Source organism: Brevibacillus dissolubilis, from assembly GCF_006170445.1.
Taxonomy (GTDB): domain Bacteria; phylum Bacillota; class Bacilli; order Brevibacillales; family Brevibacillaceae; genus Brevibacillus_B; species Brevibacillus_B dissolubilis.
Genome location: NZ_VCNA01000008.1, coordinates 266,384 through 287,507, shown reverse-complemented (window position 1 = coordinate 287,507; position 21,124 = coordinate 266,384). Strand labels below are relative to the sequence as shown.

Sequence of the window (21,124 nt, the reverse complement as noted above, 5' to 3'; positions counted from 1 at the left end):
CTCACTTCGTTCAGCCGGTCTCCTTACAAACAGATGTCTCCCACTCTCTCTGCCGGGCGAGGAGGTTAAAGAAAAAAGAGGGAAGAGATGGGGAGAACAAATGAAAAGAGAAAATATAAAAAAAGAGAAAGTGGGGGATTAGGCTCGGAGGAAATGTTGTGAGACAAGGAGTGATTGGAGATACAAGCAAACTTATTGTCTGTCGTTTAGATTTGCTTTTCACGTCTTTATGTTTTCTTGTCTTTATCTTTTCACTCTTTTCATGCCTTTCAACATCGAAGCGAATGCTATATATTATGTCCAGCCACAGCGAGAGCGTGAGGATGATCTGTTTGTAAGGAGACCGGCCGAACGAAGAGAGGGAAAGGCGACTGGAAAACAGATCATCCTCACGCTCCTCCCGGAGCAGTTACATCATATATAAAAAAGAGCGCCTTTTTTTCGTCCAACCATCATGTTATAATATTGAACATTCTAAAAATTAGAAAACAGAAATAGAAAAAAAGAAAACCATACTGTTTTGGAGTGGAAAAAAAGATGACAGAAAAGAAAATTAATTTGTACGATACGACATTGCGTGACGGTACACAAGGTGAGGGCATCAGTTTGTCTGTGGAGGACAAAGTGAAAATTGCTGTCCGCCTTGATCAGTTTGGTGTTGAGTGGATTGAGGGAGGCTGGCCCGGAAGCAACCCGAAGGATATGGCGTTTTTTGAGCGTATCAAAGAGTTGTCCCTGCAGCATGCAAAGGTGGCGGCATTCGGAAGCACCTGTCGGCCGAATGTGAAGGCAGAGGATGATGAAAACCTTCGGGCGCTTATTCAGAGTGGAGCTGGTGTCACCACGATTTTCGGCAAGTCCTGGGATCTGCATGTCACAGAGGCATTGAAAACCACACTGGAAGAAAACCTGCGGATGATTCATGATTCTGTCCGCTTCCTCAAATCTCAGGGACGTACCGTGATGTTTGATGCGGAGCACTTTTTCGATGGATATAAAGCCAACCCTGACTATGCTCTGCAGGTTCTTGCGGCGGCCCAAGAAGCTGGAGCGGATTGGCTCGTGTTGTGTGATACCAATGGTGGAACATTGCCGCATGAAGTGTCTCAGATCGTCGGCCATGTCTGCTCACAGGTAACGGCGCCAATCGGGATCCATCCGCACAATGATGGAGAACTGGCTGTTGCCAATGCCATCGCTGCGGTTCAAGCCGGTGCGACCCAAGTACAAGGTACGGTCAACGGCATCGGTGAGCGTTGTGGGAACGTCAACCTGATCTCCGTCATCCCCAATCTGCAGCTCAAGCTGGGATATACCTGCGTACCTGCAGAAAATCTGCCGCAGCTCACCAGCCTGGCGCGTTATGTAGCTGAAATCGCCAATCACGTGCTGGGTAATAATACACCGTTTGTCGGGAAAAGCGCGTTTGCACACAAAGGCGGTATCCACGTCAGTGCTGTGCTGAAAAACCCGCAGACCTATGAACATCTTGAGCCGGAACAGATCGGGAACCGCCGTCGTGTGCTGGTCTCCGAGTTGGCTGGACAAAGCAATCTTCTGGCGAAAGCGGAGGAGCTTAATCTGAGCATCGATCAGGGACAGCCGCATACGAAGCAGATGATCCAGACGATCAAAGAACGTGAATACCAAGGCTATCAATATGAAGGGGCAGAAGCTTCCCTTACCCTGCTGTTAAAAGAGGCGTCCGGTGAGCTTAGCGAATGGTTCTCTCTGGAGTCCTTCAAAATCCTGATGGAAAAATCTCAAGAGCGCGCAATCCTCTCCGAAGCCATGGTCAAGCTGCACGTCAACGGGCAAACCGTCCATACAGCGGCCGAGGGCAATGGTCCGGTCAACGCACTAGACAATGCGTTACGAAAAGCGTTGGAAGGGGAATTCCCAGAATTGTCCCAAATGCATCTTGCCGACTATAAGGTGCGTGTGCTCGATGAGAGCGAAGCAACCGCAGCCAAAGTCCGTGTCCTTATCGAATCCAAGCATGAAGGCGAGAGCTGGAGTACGGTAGGCGTCTCAACCAACGTGATCGAGGCGAGCTGGGAAGCCCTGGCAGACAGTATCCGTTACTTTCTTTGGAAACAGGGATATGAACCAAGAACTACGACTGAAGATGCAGAAGTAAGAGTAGGGATCGTTAATCACTAAGTCTTTGTAACTAAAAATCATCCCGAAAAAAGCATGCTTAAGTAATCCTAAAGTATGCTTTTTTCATTTTTGTTAATATCGTGTCTGTATTTTCAAAATTATTGAATAAAAGTCGTTGATTTGTTATTTTGAAAGATGGTATCCTAGCACTACGCTTTTTGTTGGAAAAAGGCGTTTTCCACTGTGGAATTCGGGGAAGGTAACTTGTAAGAACTTATGAATGGAGGACAAGCGAAGATGTTTGGTCCCCACGGCAGCAAGAAACGAACATGGGTGTACTCCATATTGTTTACGGTTTTATATGCAGTGAGCGCACATCTTACTTCTGATATACAGATCGCCGGCAACAGCTTTCGTCCAGCGATTGCTCTGCTCGCGGTCAGTGCGGCTGTTTTTGGTCCAGTGACAGGTTTTTTCGTTGGTTTCTTCGGCAATATGGGAGCTGATTTGCTGGAGCAAAAGTTTTGGTGGAACTGGTGTCTGGGTAATGGCATCATCGGATTGATCTCAGGGCTCTTGTATCTGGTACCGGAATACCGTCCGCACCAGGGGGTGATCAACCGCCTGCATTACGTGATTTTTGTGATGCTCAGTGTGGTCGGCAACTATGTGGGATTGACCGTTGCAGGATTGATCGATGTGGAGGTCTACCAGGTTCCGTTCCAGCAGGCGATCTATGAGTGGGCCATCACGCCCGCGACGGTCAATATCATCAGCAGTGCGACCATGGGGATTATCCTGCTTTATCTGTATCAGACATACAAACGGTCGCAATGGCCTGTGGATGATTCGATGGAAGGGCTTCCTCCGCAAGAGTAACGATTGGGCACATAAAAAAAGCCACGGAATGGCATGTTAGGAAGAGAACAGACGCAACAAGCCGTCTTTGTCTTTGGAGGTGTCAGATCGTGCGCAATGCAGATGCCAAGCTTAATCCGGGCAATGAACCGTATGAAATTGATATCCGTCTGACGTTTGACCAACGGATTCAGGAAGAGGTGCTGTGCTCGCTGATCGAAGACATGCGCCTCGCCATCCAGACCCATTACCCCATCAGTGAAATGCAGATTATCGGGGATGACATGATCTGCCCAACCAAGGTCGCCACAGGTGGGGCAGAGCATCGTGAAGAGGTAGTACCGGACTAAAGCCGTTCTTTCATCAGAGCGGCTTTTTTCTGTGCGGAAAAGCATATTTCAAAACGAAAAAAAGCCTCAGTCTGACCCAGGACGATTTAGATGTCTTGGTCAGACTGAGGCTTACACTTTAAACGAATGGAAGAAACTGATTTAGGGACGGATCACGTCATCATGGCTTGCGTCTTCTGTCTCTTTTTCCGATAAGCTATCGGACGGCGATGGAGCCAGCGCCTGCTCGATCGCTTCCAGCCCGCGCATCGTGAATCGAACGAGTACACCATACAGCATCAGATGAACGAAGGAAACCAGTGTTACCAAGGCTCCGGCCTGATCAGCCCAATCCGAATCAGTGGCTTTTAACGACAGCACGATCATCACGCCAGTCAGCACATACGTAAGGGACAAGACCCCGAGCGTGATGTTGCCCGTCTTTTTTTGGTGCGGAGCCAGTCGAATCAGGAAACGACGAAACACAGCAAAGATAATAAAAATACCAAAAATATTGACTCCAGGTATGATACACAACAGCATCGAGCCCCATTTGGATATCGGATAGGCGGGTGCTAGATCTTTTAAATCAGCATGAATGTAGTTGATCCACATTAAAAAGAAGATAGAGACAACAACACGATCCATAATGATATACAACTGAAACAGCAACGCGTCTGGAATCAACAGATACCACTCATAAAAAGCGGGAGCAGTCAGATAAATCCCCCATGTGATGAGATTGGCAACGACGACCCAGACCGTTATGGTGATCACCAGACGATACAGATGAGCAATTCGCGTGGTGCGCAAGTTCGATTCCATCGGGGAACCACCTCTGTGAATAAAAATACGTGCCCTTTAAGTAGACCATATCGGGTGATTGGATGGCAAGAGCGTGTGGATCGAAGATCTATTTTCCAGTCGCCTTTCCCTCCCTACGTTCGGCCGGTCTCCTTACAAATAGATCTTCGATCCACACGCTCAGGCTGTAGGGGAGGGATAAAAAAAGAAATGAAAGCAATGAAAAAATGAAAATCAAAGGCGTCTTGCGGGTAATTTAGGTTAAGCATGGCTCTTTCCATTTTGCTACGGGTATAGTTCAGCAGTCCTTATTTGTATGGTGTAAGGAGAGGAGTGGAGGAGTGAGTATCTGGAGGAATAGAGGGAGGTGTACGTGATCATGAATGGAGAAGTGAGACAAGCCAGAGTGAACGATCTTTTTTCCTTTGAAAAAGCGGGCTATTGGAAGAGCGTGAGGAGAATCTGTTTGTAAGGAGACCGGCCGAACGAAGAGAGGGAAAGGCGACTGGAAAACAGATTCTCCTCACGCTCCTGCCGGAGCAAAAGCCAAATCAAAAGCCAAATCAAAAGAAAAAAGCCTTGCTCATCTAACAAGCAAGGCTCCCTCTATCATGCAACATCATACGAATCAAGCTAGACTACTTCTGCTTACGCATAGCCCCCAGCTCTTCCACAATCGCAGTCATTTCATTGATGCTAAAGGTTGTTTTCTTTTGCACCATGTTGTAGAGGTACAACAGATCCTCATAGTTCGCAAGGTCAAAATCCTCAGGGCGCATGACGGCTGTGTTGGCCATGTTAAGCTTTGCTTTAATCCCGTCGATGATGACGGTCAGATTCTCTTGAGTCGGTTGGTTCAGGTCTGCCATAGGTGATTCCTCTCCCTGTGTTTTTATTTGGTCAACTGACCGCGGGTGACGCCCAGCTGGTTGGTTGCTTTTAACGTTTTCCATACGTGTGTGCCGCTCACTTCGCCGCGCAGGGCTTTGCGGTACAGGTTGATCACTTCTTTTACGCGTGCTGGCTCTTCTTCGAGGAACTCGACACGGTAGCTGCCGACGCCAAGCTTTTTGAACTCTGGCAGGTATTCTGCACCAGACTGGTCAATCGCGTTGTAGACGGTGTTGCGGCAGCCGGTATCGACGCGGACCGGGTGGGAGAAGCCGACGCGGTCTTGCAGGGAGATCCGGGAGGTTTCGCATGGCACGCCGCAGTTGGTGTAGTCGGTACCTTCAGAGAGGAAGGTGCAGTAGACACAGTGCTCGGTGTGGAACATCGGCATGTGCTGATGAATAACCAGCTCGGTCTTGGATGCATCTGTTTTTTGCAGCATATCCACCATCTGTTGGATATTTAAGTCATAGGACGGAGTCACACGTTCCATGCCGTAGCTAAGGAACAGATCAACCGTTTTGTGGTTGGCGATATTTAGGGCAAAGTCACCGATCAGCGGAATATTGTACTGATCGCGGCGGGAGAGATAGTAGTACAGCGCGCCGGTGTTACGGACGAGGATCGCGTCAGGCTGGCTTTTGGCGATCAGGGCCAGTACACCATTGTCATCTGGCATGTGGATGCGCATGGTAGCGAGAGCGATCTTTTTGCCGTAACGGTGTGCCATCTCGACCGCTTGCGGGTATTGCTTCACGAATTCGAATTCAGCGTAGATCATGTCCACATCGGTCTGTGCAGCTGCTTCAATCTGCTCTAGGGAGCGGCAGAGTGCAGTCAACAGTGGCTGATCAACCGGCTGTTTTTGTGGCACGTCAGTATAGACGTCGACAGGATTCTTTTTATAGACAGGTGGCTTGGTACGCAGGTAGACGAGTTGCTCGACCGCTTCACGGCGGATACGGTTAAGCTCACTCATCGGTACGATCACGTCACCCTCGATGTCTACGGTGAGTCGGTCTGCTTCGAGATGATAGACCGTGCCGCCGAGACGTCCCAGCTGATCATGCAGGGTCTCGTGGGTGAGCGGGCGCTTCATCGCTTGTTCGAGTGGTTTTTCAGATGGGACGGCGACAGCGTGATTGGTGTTGACATCCACCCACGTGGTCTGTAGTGCTTCGCCTACTTTACCTGACACATGTACGGCGAGCGGGAAGGTGTGGTATGGCTTTTCTGTTTCAAAGGTCTTGCGCAGACGCTTGTTCAATTCAGGGTCGTTGGTTTTCCAGACACGGTCACCCACGTGGATGCGGGAGAGATTAACGTCGGTGCGGCCCATGACGATCTCGTACAGACCTTTTTCCACTTCGCCTTCTACTTTGGTGCCATGGGTGAGGATATCGTAGACGCGTCCGCCTTCTTCTTTTTTCGTCGGGTCACCTGCATCAAAGCAGATACCGTCACCGCGTTTGAGCGGGGAGTTGACTTCGACGAGGATCGCGTTTTTGGTTACTTTTTTCACGTTGCCAAGGAAGACACCACGGCTTTTCGGGAAGGAGCCGTCGATGAGGGTCTTGTTGTTGGTGCCAAGCAGGAAGCCTGGAGTGAAGCCGCGGGAGAAGCTTTGCTGCAGCTCGCGGATTTCCACTGCATTCGGGGTAGCCTCTTTGCCTTCAAAATAACGGTCAATCGCGGCACGATACTTGGAGACCACGTTGGCGACGTATTCCGGCTGTTTGAGACGGCCTTCGATTTTAAAGGAGGTGACACCTGCTTCGATCAGCTCTGGTACCAGCTCGATGGCTGCGAGGTCTTTTGGTGAGAGAACGTAGGCGATGTTGCCCATCTCTTTGCGCTCACCGTCCACGATCAGATCATACGGCAGACGACAGGCTTGCGCACACTCCCCACGGTTGGCGGAGCGTCCACCCCACATCTCGGAGGTGAGGCATTGACCGGAGTAGGAGACACAGAGCGCACCGTGGACGAAGACTTCCATCGGGAGCTTTGCTTTTTCACCGATCGTCTTGATTTCCTTGAGCGAGTTCTCACGGCCCAAGACTACGCGTTCGATATCATAAGGCTTGGTGAATTCGACTGCTTCCGGTGAGGTGATCGTCATCTGAGTGGAACCGTGGATCGGGAAGTCAGGTGAGATTTCGCGGATCAGCTTGACCAGACCGAGGTCTTGGACGATCACCGCGTCTACACCTGCGTCAATACAGGCATTGATCAGCTGCTTGGCTTCCTTCAGCTCATCTTCAAACACAAGAATGTTAAAGGTCAGAAACCCTTTTACGCCGTACAGATGCAAAAACGACATGATCTCAGGCAATTCTTCCATATAAAAGTTATCAGCCCGGGCACGTGCGTTAAACTTCTCAACGCCAAAAAAGACTGCGTTGGCTCCATTGGCTACAGCAGCCTTTAGGCAGTCCCAGTTGCCTGCGGGTGCTAACAGTTCGATATCTTCACGTTTAATATTATTAATGTAAGTATTCACTTTGGTTTTTACCTCCAAATTTCGAAAAAAAACGTTCAATTAAAAAAAATTTCTTGTCCAACATACGTTATATGATCTACAATCTCCATCATAGGAGATGTATGCACCTATCGCAAGGAAAACATGTTGGCAAAGGCATCTTGGAGTGTCTCAAACTCTCTTAGTATGCACCATAGCCATATCCAATAAACAAGTATATGATTATATATAGACATAAACTAAATTGAGGGGGGGATACTCATGATTTTCAAGAAGCAACGCACATCAAAAAGCCCCAAAGCACTGAATTTTCCTAACCTACGGAAAACTGGTACAGGCAGATGGAAGACGAACATTAGCATTCGCTTCAAACTGGCGTTTCTGTTTTTTGTCTTATTCCTCTTTACGATCGCCATTGGAGCTAACGGAATTTACCAGATGAGAGTAATGAGCCAAGAAACCGAGAGCATGTACAAAGACCGGCTGCAAGTGATTAACTATCTGGACGAGGCACGATATTCCGCGATCATGATTCGTTTTAGCGTCATGAAAGGAATTGTCGACAACTCGTCGAGCAAGATCGTTCTCAAGAGCGTTCTGCGCGAGCGGATCAAGACTTTTGAGAAAAACATCGCTCTTTATAAGGAATCTCCACAATTGTCGGAGTTTGAAAAGAAAAAATTAAAAGAAATCGACAGATTCTGGGTAAAATACACAGGCTACGGTGATGACGTGGTGCAGCGTATTCAGAGTGGGCAAGACGCGATGGATATCGTCAAGGCACTTGATAGGGACGGCTCTCAGATCCTCACGATGATCAGCGAATTGGTGAAGTACAATACCGAGCAGGCTTCGATTGCCCGTGATCTGACCAAACAGCGCTTCAATGATTCTCTGATCATGACCGTCATCGTTGCAGGTCTTGGCGTGATAGCCACCGTGCTGGGTCTCATCTTGATCCGTATGCTGATCATCAGACCGATCCTGCGTCTGGATGAGGCCGTCGCCACGATGGCCGGAGGAGATCTCCGTGTCCGTATCGAAGTGAGCAACAACGATGAGATCGGCCGTTTGGGAGATGCCTTCAACCAGTTGGCAGAAAAGTGGACCTCTGTGGTAGGCGAACTGCAAGAGTCAGCCAAAATCCTGCGCGCCACCTCTGCTGAACTGGGAGCGAGTGCCGACGGGGCCGCTTCTACGACCGTGCAAGTGGCTGTCGCGATTGAGAAGACAGCAGACAATGCAACCGATCAAAGCGAATATGTCGGACAAGTCGTCGACCGTGTACAAGCGAGCATGGCACAGATCGAGAATGCCTACAGCGAAGCACAGCGTACCAACCAACTGGCAGTAGAGACCAGCCGGGTAGCGGAGAATGGCCGCAGTGCGGTTGACAGTGCCAAAGACCAGACCATCAAGCTGATGGGCAGTATCGAAGCCGCGCAAGATTCGATCCGCTCACTGGCAAGCCACTCTAAACAGATTACCAAGGTGACCACCATGATCGGTGAAATCGCCAGCCAGACCAACCTGCTTGCCCTCAATGCGGCAATCGAGGCCGCCCGCGCCGGTGAGCATGGAAAAGGCTTCGCCGTCGTCGCTGATGAGGTGCGTAAGCTGGCTGAGCAATCCCAAAAATTCGCCCAAGAGATCGGCAGAATCGTCGTCAGCATCGAACGTGAGACCGAACGCTCTCTGGATGCGATGGAAAACAATACAACCGAGATGCAAGAACAGATCCGTCTGGTCGAAAAAGGCGGACTGGCCCTCGGCGAAATCGTAGCTACCGCTGAAGGCACCAGCACACAGGTCGAGTTCATGCAAAGCAAACTCTCCCATCTCGTCGCCAACTTCCAAGAGGTCGAGGAGCGCATGGAACAGGTCGGCCACAAAGTCAAACTTACCGCCTCCAGCGCCGAAGAAATCACCGCCTCCTCCCAAGAGATCACCGCTACCGTCCAAGAGATCGCCCGCACAGCCGGATTATTGGCCGAGCAAGCAGAGCTGCTGGAGAATACGGCCTCTCATTTTCAGATCAATGAGAGCAGTGTAATCGTTGATGTCGATGACAACCATGATGAAACTCATAATGATAATTATGATGGCATAGAAAATGATGAGGCCGATGCTAACCATGAGATCGGCGAGATCAGCGACAGCGATGAAATCAACGAGCATCATGAGCACGATAGATATGAAAAAGTAGAATAAACGTCCAGACCCCGAGTACCGGGCCGTCTCAAAAGCTGTCGATAACATCGACAGCCTTTTTATTTACATATCTACCCCCAAAACCCGTGTAATAAAAATTCTCTTACGAGTATTTTTAATAGATAGCCAAAAGAGACCGCTCCCACGTCAGGGGCGGTCTCTCTATCTCTACTTTTTCAAACCCAATGACCTATTTCAATTGCTCCAACTGATCCTCGCTCAGCTCACCGTATTTCACATGCTTATAAGCCTTGCCATCTTTTTTGCTGACCACACCTTCATCACCATTGATCAGCGCATAGGTACCATCACCTCTGTCTTTGAGGAAAAGATAGAAGGTGCCATTTAGCTGAAGCGGGGAGAGTTGGTCGGAGACGACTTGGAACTTGCTGCTTTCACCGATCTCAGTGACAACCGTGATTTGCTCATCAGTGAGAGTAGCGTTGCCTTTCAGTGTTTTTTGTACCTTCAGGCTGTTTTCGGTTGCGATTCCTTCGAGGCTGCCTGTTTTGTTGGTCAGGCTGTTGGTTTTCGCCAGTTTGGCCTTGACGACGACGTCTGCGGCCTTGTAGAGATCTTCCAGGGTGTTATAGCCTTCTGCCCAGGAGAAGCAGACTTCTACGATTGTTTGACCGGTTGCGGTGGTCTCAGGGATGGTGCTGTCTGACTGTACTCCGGCGAAGCCGTAGGCATACAGGTTGTTGACAGCGGTGATATCGTAGCTTTGCGGATATTCCGTGCGGGCGACGCCGCTTACTTTGGTATATGGGGTCATGACAGATGAGGATTGGGAGGCGGTGGTGTTATGGTCTAGCCCGATCGCATGCCCCAGCTCATGTGTGGCCACACTGTTACGCAGGGAAGAGGTATACGAATCGGTGAAATAGTTGTTCAGATAAGTGCGGGCGCCGGAGATATAGCCGCCAGACCATGTATAGTAACAGATGCCGTCCCATGTGGCACTGGAGTTATAGACATTGGAGTATGTAAACGTGCTGGTAGAGGTCGTGCTGCCGATCAAAAAGTCGGTAGAGTTGTTCCAACGGGTTTTACCGGTAGAATAAGCGGCAGCATCTGTGCTATTATTTGTTTGGTTTTGCGCACTTTTGCTGTTGGTGGACCATTTGCCGACCGTCGGTGTTACATTCGCGTAGGCGGATTGGGTGGATACAGCAAGCAGGGTGATGCATAGCAGGCTTGCTTTTGTAAAAGCGGTTTGGCGGTTGGTTTTCATAGTGATTCACTCCTTCGATTTTGGTTGAAACATTTGTTGGTGTCAGTCCGTCTCCAAGAACAGAGGTGATCAGGATGAAAAAAATAATGGCAGGAGCAGCACTTCTGTTCCTCACAGGGTTCGGTATCTACGTTGCTAGCACTCTATCTGACGAGTCGAATGTTCAAACAGTTACAGAAATGCAAGAAAAAGTTACCGATCCGACCCCTGCCGCCTCCTCTTGGGCATATCCTTTCGTGATCTGGCAGAAGCGAACGTATATGGTGACGGACGAAACCATTACAGAGATTGGAAAAGAACTGGGACAGGTGACTACTCATTCCGATCAGGAGAGGGCGTTTGACCGGAACAAGAATTTTTCCAATCTATATTCGGTGGGAACGAAATATTTTGAGATTACAGGCATCGACCCGAACACAGCGATTGCTGTAGAGAGCAATGGCAGCTATGTGAAAGCGGTGGTACAGGAAGGAAAGTAGGAGCATGTGGCAAGAGGTCAGGGCCTATCCGCGTCTGGTGTGGCTGTTTGCTGTAGCGGTGTTTGTCAACCACAGTGGGGCGTCGCTTCTGTGGCCGTTGCATACGACGTATATGATGCAGGTGTTTAACCAGTCGATGACCGCAGCAAGTACGGTGCTGTTTTTGCATTATACGGCACAGATGGTGGGCAATCTGGCGGGCGGCATGATTTTTGACAGATGGGGCGGCAGGGTGACGATGCTCACGGCTGCTTCGAGTCTGGGCGCGATGGCCGTCCTGATGGCGCTCTGGCAGGATTTTACTCTGTATGCGGTGCTGATGGTACCGTTTGGGTTCTATTACGGGATGATGTTTGCCGGGGCCAATGCGATGGTGACAGTGCTGTGGCCGGAGGGCGGCAGACGGTCACTCAATCTGATCTATGTGACCTATAATGTCGCAGGCGGTGTCGGTACGGCGGTCAGCGGGCTGATCGCTTCCATCTCGTTTGAGGCGGTATTCCTCGCCAATGCGTGTACATACGGAATGTTTCTGCTGATCTTTGCCGGGACGATCAAGGCGAGGGATGCGGGAGGGAACAAGGGACACGGGGAAAAAGCAGGGGATATGCCAGGACAGGCTCTGGGGCAGTGCTCTCTATGAGCGTGTCTCGCCACAATGGATGCTCAACAGTCTGGCAGGTCTCTGCCTGCTGTCACTGATGCTGTTCATCAGCTACAAACCGAAGAAAAAGCAGCCGCACGTCCACGGACACGGGCTGAATCAGACTCTGGCAAAAGAATAGGTGAACATACAAAAAGGCTGGATCTCACTGATCCAGCCCTTCGAATACGATCGATACCTTTTCTTCCATGATTTCTTCCAATGGCCATGCGCCTTCACTGCGCACCCAATCATATAAGGCATTGTAATAGATATTTTCTAGCATGTTAGCCGCGACCAGCGGATTGAACTTGGACTTGAGGCGTCCTTTTTCCTGGGCGTCCTCGATCAAGTCCGCAAACAGCTGACGAAGCTCGAAGTGCACGTTCTTTTCCGACTCGTGGACTTTTCGGTGCTTCATGGAGGATTCCACCAAGACTCGCATGAATGCGTAGTTTTGGATATTTACTTCGTTGAGGATTTTATAAATACGCAATACGCGTTGTTTGCAGCTTTCGCCATAGTCCCATTCATCCCGGCGTTCTTCGATCTCTTGCAGGCGCTCGTGTCCCCAGTGAGCGAGAATCGCTTCCTTGGACGTAAAGTGGAGAAAAATCGTACCGCGGGCTACATCTGCCGCTTCGGAGATCATGTCAATGGTGGTTGCATCAAAGCCGTGTTCTTTAAACAGATCAATTGCTGCGGTAAAAATCTTTTCCCGAGTTTCCCGCTTCTTTCTTTCTCTGCGTGTGGTCAAGCTGAACACCTCCACATTTATTATATCACATCGATCAAATTTGTCCGATTGGTGAAGTGTCGGGCGGCATAATTTTTTGAAAAAAGACTGGACTCTGTATACAACAAACTGTATATTTATAAATAATAATGAATGAGTATACATGTAATGTGGAGGAATGTTCCCATGGGAATGACAACTGCGGTGACGGTTCGAAAGGCCAAAATCCAAGATGTAGACCAAATGCTTGAAATCATTAACGATTACGCCCAAATGGGGCTGATGCTGCCGCGTACGAAGCTGTCTGTCTGTGAGCATCTGCAATCCTATCTCATCGCACTGGACGGAGACCAGGTAATCGGAATGGCTGGACTGCATATCTTGTGGGAAGACCTTGCTGAGATTCGTTCCCTCGCCGTCGCAGAATCTGCCAAAGGAATGGGAATTGGCAAACAGTTAGTGCTTTCGTTAGTAGAAGAGGCAGAGCGCCTGGGGATCAAGCGGGTACTGTCGCTTACGTACCAGCTGGAGTTTTTCACGAAATGCGATTTTCAGGTGGTCGCCAAAGAGACGCTTCCGCAAAAGGTATGGAAGGACTGTATTCACTGTCCGAAGCTGCCGATGTGTGATGAAATCGCAATGATTCGGGAATTATAAGAAAAAGATTCGGGACTTGTTGGGACAAAAGACAAGTCCCGTTTTTCGTGTGGGGCAGGATATCCGCCTGATGATGTTGAATCAACATTAGGACTAGCAATTCCAGGTCGGAGGGAAAGACGTGCAGAAAATAGATTGGGACCTGTACCTGTTGCCCTATGAACAAGCGGTTGAGGAGCTGAAGGTGAAGCTGAAAAACATCCGCAATGAGTTACTCAAGCGGAAGCAGCATTCCCCAATCGAGTTCGTGACAGGGCGTGTCAAAAAGGTAAACAGCATCTACAACAAGTCGAATCGCTTGAAGATTCCCATCAACGATGAAATCGGCTGGAACCTGCGCGACATCGCGGGCATCCGCATCATTTGCCAGTTCATAGATGATATCACCACCGTGGTGCAGATGCTCAGACAGCGCAAGGACATGAGGGTTTTTCTGGAAAAAGACTACGTGACCAAGCCAAAAGAGAGCGGTTACCGTGGCTATCATATTGCGGTGGAATATCCGATGATGACGGCGGCGGGGCAGATTACCGTACCGGTCGAGATCCAAATACGTACGCTGGGGATGAACTTTTGGGCGACGATTGAACACTCGCTTAACTACAAATACGAGGGAATCCTGCCGCAGAATATCAAGGATCGTCTGATCGAGACGGCCAAGGCTTCCAACATTCTGGACAGTGAGATGAACAAGATGCGCGAAGAGATTAAAGATGCGCAGATGGAGTTCGCCCGCAAGCGCGAATCGCCAACCGATGTGTTCCTCAATGTCGAGCTTGATCTTGACTTGGAATCGGCACTGGATATGGAGGATGTGGAGGAGCCGGTTTTTCCTATACATATGAATGAAGGGAAGAGGGACGAAATGAGCAAGATCAATTGGTTGGAAGAGGTAGAGAAGCGCAGGAATGATCTGATCTCGACGACGCAAGAATTTTTACGCATCAAAAGCGTGCTCGACCCATCTACAGCAAGAGAGGGCGCACCATTCGGTGAAGGGATTCAGAAGGCGCTGGAATTCGCTCTGAACGTGTGTGCAGAAGCAGGCATGGAGACCAAGGATGTAGGCGGCTATGCCGGACATGCTGAATTCGGCCAAGGGGAAGAGCTGGTTGGCGTGCTGTCCCACGTGGACGTCGTGCCTGAGGGAGAAGGCTGGACAACTCCTCCGTATGCGGCCGAGATCGTCGACGGCAAAATCGTGGCACGCGGTTCCTTAGATGACAAGGGACCTGGGATGGCGTCTATTTTTGCTGCCAAAATCGTGAAGGAGCTGGGTCTGCCGCTGTCCAAGCGTGTGCGCCTGATCTTTGGGACAGATGAAGAGACTTCCTGGCGTTGCATGAATACGTATTTCCAAACCGAAGAGATGCCGACCATGGGCTTTACTCCGGATGCGGATTTCCCGCTGATCTATGCGGAAAAAGGCTTGACCCATTTGGTTTTCCTGCAAAGCAAAGAGGCATACCTCGGACAAGGACGCACCGAGCGCGCTGCACAGGATTGCGATGCGAAGTTGTCCCAGCTCCATGCAGGTCTGCGTATGAACATGGTTCCTGACCGGGCGAGAGCCTTGCTTGAAGCAGGCCGACTCTCCGCACAGGAATTGGCTGACAAGTATCAGGCATACCTCAGCGAGACCGGGCACAAGGGTGCGGCGACGATTGATGATAACTTCGTGACGCTGACATTTGAAGGCAAATCGGTTCACGGTATGGATCCAGGGAAAGGCATCAATGCAGGGACTGAGCTGATCCGTTTCCTCGCAGGTTTGACACTGGATTCCCGTGCGGAGCAGCTGATCGAATTCTCCAACAAGTATCTGTATCAACAGCACTACGGTGAAGCGATGGGCATCGGTCACAACGATCCGGAGATGGGGCCGCTCACTCTCAATACAGGTATTATCCGTTACGAAGAGGACGGCGAGCTGCGCTTTGATATCAACATCCGTTACCCTCATTCCCAGCCGTACAGCCAGTGGGAGCCGATCCTGCTCGACCGCCTGAACGAAGCGGCATTCACGCTTCAGATCGAGGAGAACATGAAGCCGCACCGTGTCGACCCGAACCACCCGCTGGTAACCACCCTGCAAAAGGTATATTCCGAGCAGACTGGTCAGGAAGCCAACATCATAGCGATCGGTGGAGCTACCTATGGACGCTCTCTTGATGTAGGTGTGGCATTTGGCCCGCTGTTCCCTGGTGGGGCAGATTGTGCGCACCAACGCGATGAGTTTATCAAGATTGATGATCTGGTAAAAGCAACGGCTATTTATGCCCAAGCGATTTATGAGTTGGCAAAGTAATGTTGGTTGACTAAACAAAAGTCGTGATCGGGTAAGCAATGTATGCTGACTGATTCGATCAAGAGTTAAAGATATACGTGGAAAGCCCATCCTTGGATGAACGGATGGGCTTTTGACATATGTATGGAAGGAGTGGGAGCGTGTAAAGTCGGGAGTAAAGTCGGAAAAAAGCAAATGTAGAAAATCATGAGGGAAACCGTGGGGGAGGTTGAACAGGGATGAATCCGTCATTTTATTTTTTATGGGCGGGGCAGTCGATTGTGAATGTGGCGGGAGCATTCTACACGGTGGCAATAGTCACACTGGTCTATCACGCGACCGGTTCAGCTACGTTAGCAGCGGTGGTGTCGCTGCTTCGGGTGCTGTCACAGCTGCTGAGTGGATTCTCTGCCCCGTTGCTGATGGATCGTTACAGACTCCGTTCGATCTTAGCCGGGGCGCAGATCGGGCAGATGGCGCTGTTGGTGACCATGATCGTGGTGATTGGATTAACAGGAGGTAATGCTTGGGATAGTGCTCTCTGGGGATTGCTTGGACTCATCACCATCGTCGGTTTTCTCGACGGCTGGGTGGTTCCAAGCAGGCAGGCTCTGTTGCCCCGTTTGGTCGAGGAGGAAAAGCTGGTCAAAGCCAATAGTCTGCTGTCCACGACAGACCAGACACTTGCCTTGTTCGGCTGGTCATTCGGCGGGATACTGGCGGCATGGTTCGGGGAGGAGAAGCTGCTGTGGCTGACATTGGTACTCTATGTATTGTCGACGGCGTCCTATCTGTTTATCCGGGAGCCGGATCAGCCAGTGGAAGCCGAAACCAAGCAGAAAGGAATGCAGTGGGATACGATCAAAGCAGGCTGGGTTGCGATCTGGGAGCGCCGCCCGCTTCGGATGATCACCCTGATGGATATGATCGAAGGAATCGCGGGAGGAATCTGGATCGGCGGCCTGACGCTCGTCTTTGTCAAAGAGGTACTGCATCAGGGGGAAGAATGGTGGGGCTACATCAATGCCGGGTATTACGCTGGGGCCATCGTCGGCGGCTTGTTGATCTTGTCACAGTCACGCAGGGTTCAGAACCATCTGTTTGCAAGTATTGCAGTCGGATCGTTCGGGGTAAGTCTTTTGACGCTTGGATATGCGTTGACTGGGGAAGCTTGGATAGCTTTGGCGATGGTCTTTGTGATGGGTCCGTTTTATGAGCTGCGGGACATTGCCCAGCGGACGTATTTTCAGGCACATGTAGAGCGGGAACTTCTGCCAAAGGTCTTCTCAGCGCAGAGCACGATCAGCTATGCCACATTTGGTATTTCGGTCTTCGTGATGGGGGCTGTCTCTGACTGGCTGGGGATCCGCACCGTATATATTTTTGCGGCTGTGTTATACTTCATCTCGTCAGGACTCGTCTTCATGAACCGCAAGAAAGCCATGACAGCATGAGCAGGGGACTATTCGTTTCTTGTCATTTTGGAGATACTACTTTACTATAGATAAAGTGTCTTTTAACGGAGGAAGTGATGATATGAGTAGAGTATTTGAATCGTTCGGATTTCGCCCAGAAGTCCTGAAGGGCATCCAAGATTTGTATTATAAAGAACCTACCCCAATCCAGGCTGAAGCAATTCCGCTTATTATGGATGGAAAGGATGTAATCGGTCAAGCGCAGACTGGTACAGGGAAAACAGCTGCATTCGTGTTGCCGATCCTGCACAATCTGCAACCGCACAAGAATGACATCCAAGCCCTGATTCTCACCCCAACCCGCGAACTCTCCATCCAGATCGCGAAGGAGATAGAGAAGCTGGGTAAGCATCTCGATGTCAATGTACTGTCGCTCCACGGTGGTACGGATATCGAACGCCAAATGAACAAGCTGAAGGAAACCGTACATATCGTCGTCGGTACACCGGGACGTGTGCTCGATCACCTGAAGCGCGGTACGCTCCACTTCGGCCGCATCTCCACACTGGTGTTGGATGAAGCGGACAAAATGCTGGAGATGGGCTTCCTTGAAGACGTGGAAAACATCATCGTCTCCACACCGCAGAACCGCCAAGTGCTGCTGTTCTCCGCAACCATGCCTGATCTGGTGAAGAAGCTGGCACAGCGCTTCATGCAATCCGCTCCACACATCAAGATTGAGTCCAAAGAAAGAACCGTGGAGAACATCCAGCAGATCTGCTATCAGGTCAACCAAAGCGACAAGATGGATGCGCTGATGGACTTGATCGAGCTGCACAAGCCGTTCCTGTCGATCATCTTTGCCAACACCCAACAACGCGTCCAAGTGCTGACCGCCCGTCTCCAAGAGAACGGCTACGAAGCACGCGCACTCTACGGTGACCTGTCCCAAAACAAGCGTGAACAAATCATGCGTGATTTCCGCAATATCAAATTCCAAGTCCTCGTTGCCACAGACATCGCGGCACGTGGTCTTGACGTAGAAGGTGTTTCCCACGTATTCAACTACGATCTGCCTAATGACGTGGAGAGCTACATCCACCGCGTAGGCCGTACGGGACGTGCCGGGCAGAAGGGGATGGCGATCTCATTCTTTTCCCCGCGTCAGCGTGGCTTGATCGTCCGTTTTGAAAAAGCAATCCGCTCCAACATCGAAGAAAAACTGATGGTGGCAGGCCGTCATCTTGACGAAGGTCGCCGTGAGCGTGCTTCCAAGCGGGAAGAGTACTTCGTCAATCTCCGCGAGCAGAAGAAAAAAGATGAAGAGCTCAAAGAGAAGAAAAGAGATGCTCCACTGAAGGAAGCTCTGACCAAGAAGACAAAAGTAAAGCCGGGCTACAAGAAAAAGCTGGCGCGTGAAGTGGAAGAACTCAAAACCACGTACGACCGCAAGCGCAAGATCGAAGAAGCCAAGGCAGCTAAGAAAGCAGCCAGAGCAGCTGGAAAAGGCGGAAAAGCAGGTCAAGCAGGCCGTGCATCCGGAGCAGGCAATCCGACAGCAGGGGGAAGACCTGGCGGTGCGGGAAGACCAGCTGCAGCAGGCAGACCGACCGGCGGCGGAAGATCTGGCTTTGGCGGACGACCTGGTGGAGCAGGCAGACCAGGTGCAAAAAGCGGAGGTCGTAACCGCTAAGCGAAGGTTCAACCGAGCGAACTGATCTGTATAAGAACGTGCGTTCGATTTATTTCGGTAATCTAACCGTAACAAAAGACAGATACGTTTGCAAAAAAAATCGTCTATGCCCCGATGCTGGAGCGTAGACGATTTTTTGTATGTCGTAATGAGATAAGCAGTAGCGATCCTACTTCCCGACAAACTGCTTCACAAAATACTCCGGATTGAGCAACTCACCTGTTGCCTTTTCAAGCATAGTGTTCCAGTGGAAGCTTGCGCCCGGTTTGAAGATTTTCTCGACCAGCCATTGTCCTGCTTCTTCTGAGATGATCGTTTCTTTTCCGGTTGCTTGGCGGATCGCGTAGTCGAGCTGAGAGGCGGTCAGTTCACCGAAAATGTAGTTTTGGTAGTAGACAGGCGATGTGCCGATATGGATTTTCGCAGCCCAGTCTGGCTTATTGCGGCCTTCTGGCTTTTTCACGAATTGCAGTTCTTCCACCAGCTTCCACCAGAGTGCATTCAGGTCTTGCTCTGGATTTTTATACAGCTCACGCTCGAAGTAGACCATCACCAGGCCCCAACGGACAAATATCAGCATGCTGAGCGAGAGATACGGCTGGAGCTTTTCTTGGAATTCGGTAGCCTGTGCTTCTGAGAGGGTCAGGTATTTTTGCAGCCAATCGACGTCTTTGGTCAGGCGTCCGAACAGCATCGCAATCGCTTCTGTGGTCAGAATGTGCGCATAACGGCGGAGAAGGTATGGACTGTTTGGATCATTGTATTTATCATAGACAGCATGACCTAACTCGTGGAGCATCGTGCTCATCCACCACTCATTGTCGCGGATGTTGGCAAGCACGCGGACATCGCCGGAGCGGTCAACGTCCATGCAGTAGGCATGCTGGTTTTTGTTGTCGCGCTCGTAGAGGTCACTGTTGGCGAGGATATCTGCCACGTCCATGCCGAGGTCTTGGAAGAATTGGCGGCAGAGCGCCTCGATATCCTTGTCTTTAAACAGAGGATCAAGGTCAAGCCCTTCTAGCGGCGGAGCCTCTTGGAAGAATGGATCACGGTAGTGCCATGCCTGCAACTCTTCAGCAGGAACGCCAAAACGGGCAGCCAATTCCGCATCCAGCTTCGCTTTTACTTGACGAAACGGCTCATCTGTTTCATTCTTTAATTGATCGAGTACACGGAACATTTCTGTCTCGTCCAATTCTTGGGTCTCAAGTGCCATGCTGTGGTAGCTGCTGTAGCCCAGCTCTCGGGCCACTTCATTGCGCAGTTGAACCAGTGCTTTGATCTTATCAGCCACCTGTTCGCCGATCTCTTTGCTGGCTCTCCAGGCTGCTTCCCGTTGTGTGCTGTCGTTTTCAGCGGTCAGGATATCGCTGATCATGTTGTTGGACACACGCTCACCGTTGATCTCTGGACGGAAGTTGGTGAACTCACTGGAGATCTCTACTTCTTTTTCGACCATTTGCTTGATTTTTTCTTCAGGAATTTGGTTCGGGAGGTAGTCGTTATGTAGCAGGACCAGTTGGCGGCGCAGGGTTTCATCTGTGAGCTCATCGGAAGCAAGCCATTGTTTGATGGAGGCAAAATCTTCACGGTTGGAAAAGAGCATAAGCAATTCTTGGTTTTTCTTGGAGTAGAGCTCTTCTTCCTCTTTTTTACCTGTGATCGAAGCTTGCCAATAAGCATCGGCACTTTCAGCATTCAGTTTCTTGATCTGTGGCAGGCGTTCATTGAGAAAGGTCTGCACAGCGGAATGGACGGTTGACAAAGCAATTCTCCTTTCGGTGTAAAAAAAATTTTTTTAATAAAAATTGTACACTACATTCTACCCAATGTATATGCGTTTTAAAGAATATGGAAGAGGGTACTAAGTAATACAGACTATTCATAGGGAAATGAATTATGTCAGGGGAGGAAATCGACCAATGGAGGGCTTTTGCTCCGTATGTGGCAGTGTTATGCCACCGCGTCATTCGTACTGCCAAGTATGTTTTGAAAAGGATAAAGGTGTATTCCGAGCGGTAAAGGATTACATTCGTGCTAATCCCAACTCCAATGCGCTTCAAGTAGCCAATGCGACAGGGGTTCCTGTTTCTAAAATTACAAAGTTTATTCGTGATGGGCTTTTGACGCGGATTGACGACGAGCGGCGTAGGTAGTGTGGTGGTGGTGGTGTAGAGTCCGGGGTGATGCTAGCGGCATACCTCTGTTGAAAACCCGCAAGGGTGTTGCACTGTCCGCTCCGGGAAAATCAAGAGTGTATGTTCGGGGAAAAAGGTTCGAAGAAGCTCTTTCAAGCGAA

General features: G+C 50.2%; 17 protein-coding genes and 1 pseudogene. 12 read left to right on the top strand and 6 right to left on the bottom strand.

Annotated features, from left to right (window positions below; genetic code table 11):
* The first annotated feature begins 537 nt into the window (after positions 1-537).
* The 3 genes from cimA to FGI41_RS16725 all read left to right on the top strand — a co-directional run bounded on the left by cimA (position 538) and on the right by FGI41_RS16725 (position 3,311).
* The gene (cimA, locus tag FGI41_RS16735) at positions 538-2,163 is read left to right on the top strand and encodes a citramalate synthase (RefSeq protein WP_139491481.1); all 1,626 of its coding nucleotides are present in this window, start codon (positions 538-540) and stop codon (positions 2,161-2,163) included.
* 237 nt (positions 2,164-2,400) lie between these two features.
* Entirely contained in the window at positions 2,401-2,982 is a 582-nt protein-coding gene (locus FGI41_RS16730; RefSeq protein WP_176560314.1) for an ECF transporter S component, read from the top strand.
* Positions 2,983-3,071: 89 nt separating this feature from the next.
* On the top strand, positions 3,072-3,311 hold the full coding sequence (locus FGI41_RS16725) for a hypothetical protein (protein WP_139491479.1): 240 nt from the start codon (positions 3,072-3,074) through the stop codon (positions 3,309-3,311).
* 141 nt (positions 3,312-3,452) lie between these two features.
* On the opposite strand, the gene FGI41_RS16720 is transcribed toward FGI41_RS16725, so the two are convergent.
* From FGI41_RS16720 to FGI41_RS16710, 3 genes are all read right to left on the bottom strand, one after another.
* Positions 3,453-4,115 (bottom strand): hypothetical protein, encoded by a 663-nt coding sequence (locus FGI41_RS16720; RefSeq protein WP_139491478.1) that lies wholly within the window; start codon positions 4,113-4,115, stop codon positions 3,453-3,455.
* A 617-nt stretch (positions 4,116-4,732) separates the two neighbouring features.
* Positions 4,733-4,963 carry a DUF1128 domain-containing protein gene (locus FGI41_RS16715; RefSeq protein WP_139491477.1) on the bottom strand — a complete coding sequence of 77 codons (231 nt, stop codon included), beginning with the start codon at positions 4,961-4,963 and terminating at the stop codon, positions 4,733-4,735.
* Between the two features lie 23 nt (positions 4,964-4,986).
* Positions 4,987-7,476: a U32 family peptidase gene (locus FGI41_RS16710; RefSeq protein ID WP_139491513.1), complete on the bottom strand. Its 2,490-nt coding sequence runs from the start codon at positions 7,474-7,476 to the stop codon at positions 4,987-4,989.
* Between the two features lie 252 nt (positions 7,477-7,728).
* On the opposite strand from FGI41_RS16710, the gene FGI41_RS16705 reads away from it, so the two are divergent.
* Positions 7,729-9,678, top strand: coding sequence for a methyl-accepting chemotaxis protein (locus FGI41_RS16705; RefSeq protein WP_139491476.1), 1,950 nt, complete (start codon positions 7,729-7,731; stop codon positions 9,676-9,678).
* 190 nt (positions 9,679-9,868) lie between these two features.
* On the opposite strand, the gene FGI41_RS16700 is transcribed toward FGI41_RS16705, so the two are convergent.
* Positions 9,869-10,912 carry a matrixin family metalloprotease gene (locus tag FGI41_RS16700; protein WP_139491475.1) on the bottom strand — a complete coding sequence of 348 codons (1,044 nt, stop codon included), beginning with the start codon at positions 10,910-10,912 and terminating at the stop codon, positions 9,869-9,871.
* 74 nt (positions 10,913-10,986) lie between these two features.
* Here FGI41_RS16700 and FGI41_RS16695 point away from each other — a divergent pair, with 74 nt between their 5' ends.
* From FGI41_RS16695 to FGI41_RS25530, 3 genes are read left to right on the top strand one after another with little or no spacing between them, the layout of a single operon-like run.
* Positions 10,987-11,391 (top strand): hypothetical protein, encoded by a 405-nt coding sequence (locus tag FGI41_RS16695; protein ID WP_139491474.1) that lies wholly within the window; start codon positions 10,987-10,989, stop codon positions 11,389-11,391.
* Between the two features lie 4 nt (positions 11,392-11,395).
* Positions 11,396-12,034 (top strand): MFS transporter, encoded by a 639-nt coding sequence (locus FGI41_RS16690; RefSeq protein WP_139491473.1) that lies wholly within the window; start codon positions 11,396-11,398, stop codon positions 12,032-12,034.
* Between the two features lie 19 nt (positions 12,035-12,053).
* A complete protein-coding gene (locus FGI41_RS25530) occupies positions 12,054-12,176 on the top strand; it encodes a hypothetical protein (RefSeq protein WP_255298506.1) in 123 nt (40 codons plus the stop codon).
* A 24-nt stretch (positions 12,177-12,200) separates the two neighbouring features.
* Here FGI41_RS25530 and FGI41_RS16680 read toward each other — a convergent pair whose 3' ends face one another.
* On the bottom strand, positions 12,201-12,791 hold the full coding sequence (locus tag FGI41_RS16680) for a TetR/AcrR family transcriptional regulator (RefSeq protein ID WP_139491471.1): 591 nt from the start codon (positions 12,789-12,791) through the stop codon (positions 12,201-12,203).
* Positions 12,792-12,956: 165 nt separating this feature from the next.
* Between FGI41_RS16680 and FGI41_RS16675 the strand changes: the two genes are divergently transcribed.
* The 5 genes and pseudogenes from FGI41_RS16675 (at position 12,957) to FGI41_RS16660 (ending at position 18,822) form a co-directional block, all read left to right on the top strand.
* Positions 12,957-13,427 (top strand): N-acetyltransferase, encoded by a 471-nt coding sequence (locus FGI41_RS16675; RefSeq protein ID WP_139491470.1) that lies wholly within the window; start codon positions 12,957-12,959, stop codon positions 13,425-13,427.
* Positions 13,428-13,548: 121 nt separating this feature from the next.
* A pseudogene (locus FGI41_RS25525) lies at positions 13,549-14,028 on the top strand (GTP pyrophosphokinase); the annotation flags it as partial.
* A 264-nt stretch (positions 14,029-14,292) separates the two neighbouring features.
* On the top strand, positions 14,293-15,735 hold the full coding sequence (pepV, locus tag FGI41_RS16670; protein WP_176560318.1) for a dipeptidase PepV: 1,443 nt from the start codon (positions 14,293-14,295) through the stop codon (positions 15,733-15,735).
* A 218-nt stretch (positions 15,736-15,953) separates the two neighbouring features.
* On the top strand, positions 15,954-17,168 hold the full coding sequence (locus FGI41_RS16665; protein WP_139491468.1) for an MFS transporter: 1,215 nt from the start codon (positions 15,954-15,956) through the stop codon (positions 17,166-17,168).
* An 82-nt stretch (positions 17,169-17,250) separates the two neighbouring features.
* Positions 17,251-18,822 (top strand): DEAD/DEAH box helicase, encoded by a 1,572-nt coding sequence (locus FGI41_RS16660; RefSeq protein WP_139491467.1) that lies wholly within the window; start codon positions 17,251-17,253, stop codon positions 18,820-18,822.
* A 169-nt stretch (positions 18,823-18,991) separates the two neighbouring features.
* Here the strand turns inward: FGI41_RS16660 and FGI41_RS16655 are convergent, their stop codons facing one another.
* Positions 18,992-20,590 carry a M2 family metallopeptidase gene (locus tag FGI41_RS16655; protein ID WP_139491466.1) on the bottom strand — a complete coding sequence of 533 codons (1,599 nt, stop codon included), beginning with the start codon at positions 20,588-20,590 and terminating at the stop codon, positions 18,992-18,994.
* Positions 20,591-21,124 lie beyond the last annotated feature (534 nt).

What these genes read in the sequence shown, in the direction of transcription:
- cimA (WP_139491481.1), top strand. Translation starts at nt 538, where the DNA reads ATGACAGAAAAGAAAATTAATTTGTACGATACGACATTGCGTGACGGT.
- FGI41_RS16730 (WP_176560314.1), top strand. Translation starts at nt 2,401, where the DNA reads ATGTTTGGTCCCCACGGCAGCAAGAAACGAACATGGGTGTACTCCATA.
- FGI41_RS16720 (WP_139491478.1), bottom strand. Translation starts at nt 4,115, where the DNA reads ATGGAATCGAACTTGCGCACCACGCGAATTGCTCATCTGTATCGTCTG.
- FGI41_RS16715 (WP_139491477.1), bottom strand. Translation starts at nt 4,963, where the DNA reads ATGGCAGACCTGAACCAACCGACTCAAGAGAATCTGACCGTCATCATC.
- FGI41_RS16705 (WP_139491476.1), top strand. Translation starts at nt 7,729, where the DNA reads ATGATTTTCAAGAAGCAACGCACATCAAAAAGCCCCAAAGCACTGAAT.
- FGI41_RS16700 (WP_139491475.1), bottom strand. Translation starts at nt 10,912, where the DNA reads ATGAAAACCAACCGCCAAACCGCTTTTACAAAAGCAAGCCTGCTATGC.
- FGI41_RS16695 (WP_139491474.1), top strand. Translation starts at nt 10,987, where the DNA reads ATGAAAAAAATAATGGCAGGAGCAGCACTTCTGTTCCTCACAGGGTTC.
- FGI41_RS16690 (WP_139491473.1), top strand. Translation starts at nt 11,396, where the DNA reads ATGTGGCAAGAGGTCAGGGCCTATCCGCGTCTGGTGTGGCTGTTTGCT.
- FGI41_RS25530 (WP_255298506.1), top strand. Translation starts at nt 12,054, where the DNA reads ATGCTCAACAGTCTGGCAGGTCTCTGCCTGCTGTCACTGATGCTGTTC.
- FGI41_RS16675 (WP_139491470.1), top strand. Translation starts at nt 12,957, where the DNA reads ATGGGAATGACAACTGCGGTGACGGTTCGAAAGGCCAAAATCCAAGAT.
- pepV (WP_176560318.1), top strand. Translation starts at nt 14,293, where the DNA reads ATGAGCAAGATCAATTGGTTGGAAGAGGTAGAGAAGCGCAGGAATGAT.
- FGI41_RS16665 (WP_139491468.1), top strand. Translation starts at nt 15,954, where the DNA reads ATGAATCCGTCATTTTATTTTTTATGGGCGGGGCAGTCGATTGTGAAT.
- FGI41_RS16660 (WP_139491467.1), top strand. Translation starts at nt 17,251, where the DNA reads ATGAGTAGAGTATTTGAATCGTTCGGATTTCGCCCAGAAGTCCTGAAG.